Origin of the sequence: Kineococcus gypseus (genome assembly GCF_050871305.1) — a bacterium.
GTDB lineage: Bacteria > Actinomycetota > Actinomycetes > Actinomycetales > Kineococcaceae > Kineococcus > Kineococcus gypseus.
Genome location: NZ_JBJLRD010000094.1, coordinates 1 through 7,207, shown reverse-complemented (window position 1 = coordinate 7,207; position 7,207 = coordinate 1). Strand labels below are relative to the sequence as shown.

8 protein-coding genes are annotated in these 7,207 nt (G+C 78.3%); 3 read left to right on the top strand and 5 right to left on the bottom strand.

Annotated features, from left to right (window positions below):
• Positions 1 to 143: 143 nt before the first annotated feature.
• The 3 genes from ACRYMN_RS20495 to ACRYMN_RS20485 all read left to right on the top strand — a co-directional run bounded on the left by ACRYMN_RS20495 (position 144) and on the right by ACRYMN_RS20485 (position 1,476).
• A complete protein-coding gene (locus ACRYMN_RS20495; protein WP_432499225.1) occupies positions 144 to 659 on the top strand; it encodes a hypothetical protein in 516 nt (171 codons plus the stop codon).
• A 105-nt stretch (positions 660 to 764) separates the two neighbouring features.
• The gene (rpmG, locus tag ACRYMN_RS20490; RefSeq protein ID WP_166611399.1) at positions 765 to 932 is read left to right on the top strand and encodes a 50S ribosomal protein L33; all 168 of its coding nucleotides are present in this window, start codon (positions 765 to 767) and stop codon (positions 930 to 932) included.
• 49 nt (positions 933 to 981) lie between these two features.
• Entirely contained in the window at positions 982 to 1,476 is a 495-nt protein-coding gene (locus ACRYMN_RS20485; protein ID WP_432499222.1) for a GNAT family N-acetyltransferase, read from the top strand.
• Positions 1,477 to 1,498: 22 nt separating this feature from the next.
• Here the strand turns inward: ACRYMN_RS20485 and ACRYMN_RS20480 are convergent, their stop codons facing one another.
• The 5 genes from ACRYMN_RS20480 to ACRYMN_RS20460 form a co-directional block, all read right to left on the bottom strand.
• A complete protein-coding gene (locus ACRYMN_RS20480; RefSeq protein ID WP_432499221.1) occupies positions 1,499 to 2,131 on the bottom strand; it encodes an FMN-dependent NADH-azoreductase in 633 nt (210 codons plus the stop codon).
• Between the two features lie 46 nt (positions 2,132 to 2,177).
• On the bottom strand, positions 2,178 to 3,068 hold the full coding sequence (locus ACRYMN_RS20475) for a metal ABC transporter permease (RefSeq protein ID WP_432499220.1): 891 nt from the start codon (positions 3,066 to 3,068) through the stop codon (positions 2,178 to 2,180).
• Positions 3,068 to 3,889, bottom strand: coding sequence for a metal ABC transporter ATP-binding protein (locus ACRYMN_RS20470; RefSeq protein ID WP_432499218.1), 822 nt, complete (start codon positions 3,887 to 3,889; stop codon positions 3,068 to 3,070). The genes ACRYMN_RS20475 and ACRYMN_RS20470 overlap by 1 nt, the downstream gene beginning before the upstream one ends.
• Positions 3,886 to 4,797, bottom strand: coding sequence for a metal ABC transporter solute-binding protein, Zn/Mn family (locus ACRYMN_RS20465; RefSeq protein ID WP_432499217.1), 912 nt, complete (start codon positions 4,795 to 4,797; stop codon positions 3,886 to 3,888). Before ACRYMN_RS20465 ends, ACRYMN_RS20470 begins: the two co-directional genes overlap by 4 nt.
• A 68-nt stretch (positions 4,798 to 4,865) precedes the next feature.
• Positions 4,866 to 7,207: hypothetical protein (locus ACRYMN_RS20460; RefSeq protein WP_432499215.1), on the bottom strand; the 2,342-nt coding region annotated here is incomplete at its 5' end.

Genomic DNA, 7,207 nt, shown 5'->3' with positions numbered 1-7,207 from the left:
AACGCCCGCCGCCCCCCCCCCCCCCCCCCCCCCCGCCCCCCCCCCCCCCCCCGCCCCGCCCGCCCCCCCCCCCCGGGCGCGCGCCCCCCCCGGGGGCCGGGAGCGCGCGCACCGTCGACCTCGACGGCGACGGCGCCGACGACGTGCTCTGGCTCGCCGACGTCGACGGCCGCCGGCTGCTGGGGGCGACGACCACCGCGCACGGCACGACGTCCGTGGAGTTCACCTCCGCCGCCCCGCAGGCCGCCGGCGCCTCCGCGGCGGTGCTGGCCTCCGGTGCGCCGGTGGTGCTGCTGGACACCGGGCGCTCGGTGCAGGTGTACGCCTACCGCCAGGAGGACGCCGCCCTGGTGCCGGTGCCCGGCGAGGACGGTGCGCAGTACTCCTTCAGCCTGGGCTTCACGCCCCACGGCACCGGCCTGACGTGCGCGCCGGCCGGGGACGGGCTGCACCTGTACGGCGTGGACGCCCGTCAGGAGGGCGGGTCGTGGACCGTCACGCGCACCGAGGTCGTCGTGGACGCGAACCGGGTGCACGCGCGCAACGGCGCCACCGAGACGGTGGCGAGCGGGGTGCGCGCCGACGACCCCGCGGTCGCCGCGGCGCACGGCACCACCTGCGGGCAGGCCGCCGAGGTGGCCGTCGAACCCCGCTCCTGAGCACCGCCCGCGCGGCCCGGACGTGGGAATGGTTGTCGGTAAGGAGGGGTTGAGAGGGGTGACCGGCGGTGCACCACCGCCGCTCGCAGCTCGGAGGGAGCACCCATGGCCAAGCACGCCGACGTCCGCCCCGTCGTCAAGCTCCGGTCCACCGCCGGCACCGGCTACACCTACGTGACGCGCAAGAACCGCCGCAACGACCCCGACCGGCTCGTGGTCCGCAAGTACGACCCGGTGGTGCGCGAGCACGTGGACTTCCGCGAGGAGCGCTGACGCCGACCCCGGTGCCGCGGCCCCCGCGGCCCGGCCCCACGATGGCCCGGTGGACCGGGTCGACGACGTGGCGCAGGACGTGGCGCAGGACGTGACGCTGCAGCAGGAGCCGCCCGGCGGGGACGCCGGGCGGCTCCTGCGCGTGCGCTTCTGGAAGGACGTCGCCACCACCTGCGGCCTGCCCGGCGGCGACGACGGCCCGCCCGGCGACGACGAGGACCTCGCCGCGCCGGGCGGGGCGTTCTGGGTGGCCCGCCGCGGCGGGCGGCCCGTCGGCTGCGTCGGCGTGCGCCTGCTCGACGGCGGCGACGCGGAGGTCAAGCGCCTCTACGTCGACCCCGCCGCCCGCGGCCTGGGCCTGGCGCACCGGCTGATGACCACCGCGGAGGACTGGGCCCGCGAGCGCCGCGCCCCGCGCCTGGTGCTCGACACCCACGCCGCGCTCACGGCCGCGCTGCGGCTGTACGAGCGCGAGGGCTTCGCGCAGGTCGAGCGCTACAACGACAACCCCGACGCGCAGCTCTGGTTCGCCAAGCCGCTGTGAGCGCCGCGGCGCCGCGCCCGCCTCACAGGGTGGCGGCGAGCTCCTCGGCCGCGCGCACGGCCGCGGCGAACTCCGCGTCGGCGCGCTCACGCAGGTCCGCCAGCTCCGGCAGCCGGTCGGCCAGGGTCGCGCTGGTCTGCACCACGTGCACGTCCATCCCCAGCGCCTCGCCCAGGACGATCCGCAGCACCGGCACGCCGTGGTCCCACGTCTCGGTGGGGGTGCCAGCGTCGTACACGCCGCCGCGGCTGCTGACGACGACCGCCGGCCGCCCCGCCAGCGGCTGCACGCCCGCGCCGGTGGTCACGCCCGGCACGTGCACGTTGTCGATCCACACCTTCAGCGTCGAGGGGACCGTGTAGTTGTACAGCGGCGCGCCCACCACCACCGCGTCCGCGGCCAGCAGCTCCGCGAGCACCTCGCCCTGCAGCGCGTCCCACGCCGCCGGCGGGGCCGCGTCGGGGCGGCGCGCCACGGCCGGCCAGTGCAGCTCCGGGTCGGGCAGGTGCGGCAGCGGGTCGCGGTGCAGGTCGCGGTGGGTGACGGTGAAGCCCTCCCCGCGCGCTGTCCACGCGGCGGCGAACGCCGCGGTGATCGCGCGCGAGCGGGAGCGGGTCAGGTCCGCGGAGGAGTCCAGGTGCAGGAGGTGGGGCACCGGGTCAACCTAGCGACCCGGCGCCCCGGGCCGGGCCCGAGCGCCCTCAGGCCGCCTCGGCGACCGGCACCCCGTCCTGCTCGCGCTCGCCGCGCGCCGGTGCCCGGCGCAGCCGCGCCACGAGCCGGCAGCCGAGGTAGGTCAGGAACGACACCGTCGTCACGTACGGGCTGATGGGCACCGAGGAGCCCAGCGCCAGCAGCGTGCCGCCGACGACGGCGACGACGGCGAAGACCACCGAGAGCACCGGCACCACGTACGGCGAGGCGCTGACCCGCAGCGCCGCGGCTGCGGGCGTGACCAGCAGCGCCAGCACGAGCAGCGCCCCGACGACCTGCACGCTCATCGCCACCGACAGGCCCAGCAGCAGCATGAACAGCGGCGAGAGCAGCCGCACCGGCACCCCGCGCGCCTCGGCCACCTCCGGGTCCAGCGAGGCGAACAGCAGCGGGCGCCACAGCACCGCCAGGGCGGCGAGCACCACGGCGGCGATGGCGGCCAGGGAGAGCAGCTGCGGGTCGTCCACCGCGACGATCTGCCCGGTCAGCAACCCGAACTTGTTCGCCGCGCGCCCCTCGTACAGGGACAGGAACAGCACGCCCAGGCCCAGCCCGAACGGCATGAGCACCCCGATGGCGGAGTTGTGCTCGCGCACGCGGTTGCCGAGCACGCCGAAGAACACGGCGGCGAGGACGGAGCCCACCAGGGAGCCGGCGACGACGTCCACGCCCAGCAGCAGCGCCGCGGCGCCGCCGGCGAAGCTCAGCTCCGCGGTGCCGTGCACGGCGAAGGGCAGGTCGCGCGCGACGACGACGACGCCGACGAGGCCGCCGACCAGGCCGAGCAGCGCCCCGGCCCACAGGGAGTTCTGCACCAGCGCCAGCAGGGCGCCGTAGTCGCTGAAGTCGACCACGTCCGACCACGCCACCGCGCCCATCAGCGCACCTCCTGGTGGGCGCACCGCTGCTCGGCGGTGGCGTCGGCGGCGGCACCGGCGACCAGCACCCGCCCGCCCGAGCGCAGCACCTCCACCGGCGAGCCGTACAGCGACGACAGCGTGCGCGAGGTCATCACCTCGTCGGGGGTGCCGACGCTGAAGCGCCCCTGCGCCAGGTAGAGCACGCGGTCGGCGTACGGCAGGACGGGGTTGACGTCGTGGGTGACGAAGAGCACCGCCGCGCCGGTGCGCCGGCGGCAGGCGTCCACCAGGGCCGTGACGGCCCCGGCGTGGTGCGGGTCCAGGGAGAGCAGCGGCTCGTCGGCCAGCAGCAGCGCGGGGTCGCCCACCACGCTCTGCGCCACGCGCAGCCGCTGCTGCTCCCCGCCGGACAGGCGGCCCACGGGCGCGTCGGCGTAGGCGGTGGCGCCCACGGCGGCCAGCGCCTCGTCCACGCGCCGGGACGCGCGCCGCGAGGGCAGCAGCGGGCCCCACCGGTGCCCGTCCAGGCCCAGGCGCACGAAGTCGCGCGCGCGCAGCGGGGTGGAGGCGTCCACGCCCTTCTGCTGCGGCACGTAGCCGATGCGCCGGTCGCCGCGGCGCGCGGGGCGCCCGGCGACCTCCACGGTGCCCGCGCGCAGCGCCCGCTGCCCGAGGACCACCTTCAGCAGGCTGGACTTGCCGGCGCCGTTGGCGCCGAGGACGGCGACGAACTCGCCGGGGGCGACGTCGAGGTCCAGGCCGGACCACAGCCGGCGCGCGCCGTAGGTCAGCTCGGCGCCGCGCAGCCGCAGGGCGGGGCTGCCCGCGGGCGCCCTCACGCGGTCAGGGCCGCCACGACGGCGTCCACGGTCGACGTCATCCACGACACGTAGTCCTCACCCTCCGGCAGCGTCTCGGTGACCGGCACGACGGCCACGCCCGCCTCGCGCGCGGCGGCCAGCACCCGCTCGGTCTGCGGGCCCGTGGTCTGCTCGTTGTGCACGAGGGCGCGCACCTGCCCGCCGCCGACCAGGTCCAGGGTCTCCTGCAGGACGTCGGCGGGCACGTCGGTCTCCTCCTCGACCGCCTCGGAGAACGCCTCCGGCGTGCGGTCGTCCGCCCCGAGGGCGTCGAGCAGGTAGCCGGGCACGGGCTCGGTGACCGCCACCGGCGCGCCGGTGGTCCTCGCGGCGGCCTCGGCGACGCGCTGCTCGAGCTGGTCGAGCTGGGCCTCGAAGGCGTCGGCGTTGGCCTCGAAGACGGCCGCGTCGTCGGGGGAGGCCTCGGCCAGGGCGGCCTCGACGGCCCCGGCGACCGCGCGCACCGTCGGCAGGTCGTACCAGACGTGCTCGTTGAACTCCCCGCCCGCGTCCCTGCCGGAGAGCTCCACCGCGTTCACCACGACCGGCTCTGCGCCGTCGGCGGCGTCGAGCATGGTGTCGACGAAGTCGTCGTAGCCGCCGCCGTTCTCCACGACGACGTCCGCGCGCGTCAGGGCCAGCTGGGTGCGGGTGTCCGCCTCGTACGAGTGCGGGTCCGCGGAGGGGTCGTCGATGATCGAGGTGACCGTGGCGGCGTCGCCGGCGACCGCGGCGGCGATCGAGCCGTAGACGTCCGTGGAGGCGACGACGCTCGGGCCGTCCCCGCCCGGGGCGGCGGAGGGCGCGCCCGTCGCGTCGTCCCCGCCGCAGGCGGCGAGGCCCAGGGCGAGGGCGGTGGTGAGGAGCAGGGCGGGGTGGCGGCTCATCGGCGACTTCCTGAAGATGGGAACGGTTGTCGCTAACCTTAGACCCGTGCGGCGGGTGCCCGGGCCCCTCAGCGCCCGGCGGGGGCGGGACGGCGCTCGCGCGGGGCGCCGGGCGCCTGCAGCGGCTCCACCGTCCGGGTGACGGTGGCGATGAGCAGCGGCACCGCCAGCATCGCCCCCACCGCCGGCACCGCCGCCCCCGAGTCGTTGACCGCGAAGCCGATGGCCAGCAGCACCAGCAGGGAGGTGCAGCCCGGGCGCAGCGCCGGGTGGCGGTCGTAGGAGCGCTGCAGCACCGCCACCCCCAGCACCCGCGGGCGCACCAGCACGAACGCCACGAAGGAGCCGGCCAGCGCCAGCACCAGGCTCAGGACCCAGTTGCCCACGAGGATGCGCAGGTTCTGCGCCGCCTTGCGCTCGACGACCTGCCCGGCGCCGCCGTCCAGCAGCGTCTGCACGAAGCGGCCCAGGTGCGTCTGGTCGTCCACCGGGCGCAGCCAGTCCACCACCGAGATCGCCGCGAGCACCAGCACGGTGCCCACCCCGATGAGCAGCACCCGCCGCCACGTCACGCGCACCCCGGCCACCAGCAGCGTCATCAGCCCGAACGCCGGGATCAGCGCCGGCGGGCCGCCGAAGTCGCTGCCCAGCACGCCGTCGACGTAGACGGCCGCCACGCCCAGGACGGCCACCGCGGCGGTCGCGGCCCGGCGCCGCCCGGCGCGCAGCAGCGGGTCGGCCACCGCCACCGCCAGCAGCAGCGCGCCGGTGGCGAAGAGCGCGAACTGCTGGTTGCCCAGGCCGTAGAAGCGCCCGGCCACCACCGGCTGCAGGCCGTTGAGGCTGGAGGTGATCAGCCGCGAGCCGGTGCCGGCGTCGAGCGCCAGCACGCCCGCGGTGACCGCCCCCACCACGCCCAGCGGGCCCAGCGCCGCGCGCCGCCACGGCCCCAGCAGCGCCACCGCCGTGATCGCCGCGACGAACAGCGCCACCGCGCCGGTGACCGCCAGCAGGTGCGCGCCGGTGGTGCCCCCTGCGCGCCACCACGGCAGCGTGTTGGCCAGGAACGTCGAGGCGGGCACCACGCCGTAGACCACGGCCAGCGCCCGCAGCCACGCCAGCACCCGCCGCCGCCCGCGCGCGCCGCCCCACGCCCGGCGCAGCGCCAGCGTGGCCGCGGCGTACAGCAGCAGCTGGCTGGCGGCCCAGGTGGTGAAGAACGGCGCCACCAGCGGCTGCACCGCCTGCGCGGCCGCGTCCAGGTCGCGCACCTTCTCCTCGCGCTCGGCGGCGCTCGCAGCGCCCTGCGTGCTGCCCACCGGCGCGCCCACCAGGCCGGCGGTGCCGTGGTCGGTGCCCAGCGCCAGCGCCAGCACGGTGGGCGTCAGGTCCGTGGTCTGCACGATGCCGACCTGGCGGGTGGAGCGGCTGACCAGCAGGCCGTCGTAGGCGCCGCCGCCGGGGCGCGGGCCGGTGGCGCCGGCGAACTGCAGGTGCGCGGTGCGCCCGGCGTCGGCCAGCGAGGCGACGAGCAGCGTGGTCGCACCCGTCCCGGTGCTCCCGGCCACCGCGCGCTGCACGGCCGCCACGACGGCGTCCACGGCGGCCACCTGCTCGGCGCGCCCGGCCGCCGGCGCCCCCTCGTCCGCGGGCAGGTCCGCCGGGTCGCGCACCGCGCCCGCGTCGACGACGACGACCTGCGCGCCGCTCTCCAGCGCGTCCTGCACGTACCCGCCCACGGCGGCCGGGGTGGGGGCCTGCGCGCCGGTGACGGCGGCGGGCACCCGCCCGTCCGAGCGCGCCAGCGCCACCGCCGCGCCCGGGCCCACCGCCAGGGTGCGCACCCCGGCGCGCGCCAGGGCGTCGCCCAGCAGGCCCGGCTGCGCGCCGAAGGTGCCCCCGGCGGCGGTGCGCCGGTACCCGGCGAAGCCCGGCTGCACGCCGTCGACGACGTCGGCGACCGGTGCGCACGCCGCACGCGCGTGCTCGGCGGAGGTGCCGGTGAAGTCGGTGGCGCGCCGCCCGGCGGACAGCGCCAGCCAGCCGTCGGCGGGGCAGGCGGCGGTGAAGACGCTGCGCACGGCCACGGTGCCCACGGCCCCGCGCACGGTGGAGGCCAGCGCCGGGGTCGCCTCGCGCGAGACGTCCGTCCAGCGCACGCCGCCGGTGCCGACGAGCACCACGGGTGCGGTGCCGGCGGTGCCCGTACCGGTGGTGCCCGCGCCGGCGGGGCCGGGCGCGGGCGCCGCGCCCGCCGGTGCCGCGCCCGCCGGTGCCGCCACGCCGAGCAGCAGCGCCAGCGCGGCCAGGGCGGTCAGCGCCGCGCGCGCGGCGCGGGGCAGCCCGCGGGGGACGGCGGGCCCGGCCGGCCGGGCGGGCCGGGCGGGCGCCGGGCGGTGCGGCAACGCTC